Origin of the sequence: Vibrio sp. 1159, assembly GCF_033340395.1 — a bacterium.
In the GTDB taxonomy this organism is placed as follows: Bacteria; Pseudomonadota; Gammaproteobacteria; order Enterobacterales; family Vibrionaceae; genus Vibrio; species Vibrio alginolyticus.
Genome location: NZ_JAWOWL010000162.1, coordinates 1 through 1116 on the forward strand (window position 1 = coordinate 1; position 1116 = coordinate 1116).

1 protein-coding gene is annotated in these 1116 nt (G+C 47.0%); it reads left to right on the forward strand.

Going from position 1 to position 1116, the window contains the following annotated elements; genetic code table 11:
• A partial coding sequence (locus R7127_RS26710) for a cellulose biosynthesis cyclic di-GMP-binding regulatory protein BcsB (protein ID WP_318148736.1) occupies positions 1-986 on the forward strand: 986 nt, incomplete at its 5' end.
• Between the last annotated feature and the right edge of the window lie 130 nt (positions 987-1116).

Consider the following 1116-nt stretch of genomic DNA (forward strand, 5'->3'; position numbering starts at 1 on the left):
CTCTATTAGATGACAGTATTCTGAGTGGTGATGCGCTTGTTCGTATTCCGGCCTTTAAAGTTGGCAGTAAAAACCAAATCGAGTTTGAGTTTGGCTTTGCGTCGGTGACCGATGGGCAATGTCAGGTGACGCAACCAAGTAAGCAATACGCGGTCATTGATGGTGACTCTACGGTTGATTTTAGTGGTTTCCCTCACTACATCGAAATGCCAAATATGCGCGCTTTTGCTACTTCTGGTTTCCCTTACACTCGCATGGCCGATTTGTCAGAAACTGCGATTGTTGTTCCAGAGAGAGCTCCAAAAGAAGTGTTGCAGACCTTCTTAAACGTCATGGGGTCGTTAGGACGTGATTCTGGGTACCCAGGTATTCAGGTGCTTTTGACAGACAAATGGAATGCTGAGCAACTAAAAGATAAAGACATCCTGACGATCGGTGTTGTGGATGCACTAGAAGAAGCCGCTAATAATCCAGACCAAGTTAACTTAGTGGTTAAAGAGGGTCAGAGACAGATTCGCCTGCCAAGCAAAAATGAAAAGCAGCTCGGAATGAACTGGATGAGTCCAAGTGATACTCGTCAAGTGGCCGCGGATTATGTTTCTGTTGAGGCTGAGGGCTCTTTTGCTGCTATTTATGGTGCAGAATCGCCATTTACGAAAAAACGCAGCGTCATTTCTATTATGGCGGCTCACCCGTCAGATTTTTCGTCGGTTGATCGCGCGTTGGCTGACTCCGGTAAAGTGGAGCACATGTTTGGCTCGGTGGTGACGTTGAGAAATAACGAAGTAGCAAGCTACAACGTGGGGTCGCACTACTATGTCGGTAAGCTTCCTGTGTGGCAGCTCGTTTGGTATCACTTCTCTAATCACCCAGTCATCGTTGCGTGCTTTGCCGCCTTGCTAGTGGTGATCGTAACCATTGTGCTTTGGCGCGTATTACGTCAAGTCGCGTCTAGACGTTTAGAAAAAACTGAGGAAGAGGAATAATGAAAAAACTCATCTCGTTCCTTATGTTGTTCGTGTCTCCTTACTTGTGGGCTAACACCTGCGAGTGGCCACAATGGGAAACATTTAAGTCGGTATACATGGAGCAAGGCCGAGTCGTTGATGGCAGTGA